We start from the raw sequence: 306 nt of genomic DNA on the forward strand, positions 1-306 counted from the left end.
GCCTTTTCATCTCCCGAATCCCCATCACCTTGCGAAGCTTTCTGCTTCGCTAATGCTGCCGCTTTTGCCTCGGCTGCTGCCACCGCCTTTGCCTTCGCTTTTTCTTCTTCCGTTACTTCTTCTGTTCCTTCTCTTTTCTGCTTCGCTAACGCCGCCGCTTTTGCTTTTGCTGCTGCTGCCGCCTTCGCCTTGGCTTTCGCTTTTTCTTCTTCCATTACTTCTTCTGTTCCTTCTCTTTTTTGCTTCGCTAACGCCGCCGCTTTTGCTTTTGCTGCTGCTGCCTTCGCCTTGGCTTTCGCTTTTTCT

Annotated in this window: 1 pseudogene; it reads right to left on the reverse strand. The window is 51.3% G+C overall.

The features are described from left to right. Positions 1-306, reverse strand: a pseudogene (locus tag MR160_RS34250) (NADH-quinone oxidoreductase subunit C); the annotation flags it as partial.

Origin of the sequence: Bacillus cereus group sp. BfR-BA-01382 (genome assembly GCF_022663475.1) — a bacterium.
Lineage (GTDB): Bacteria > Bacillota > Bacilli > Bacillales > Bacillaceae_G > Bacillus_A > Bacillus_A thuringiensis_S.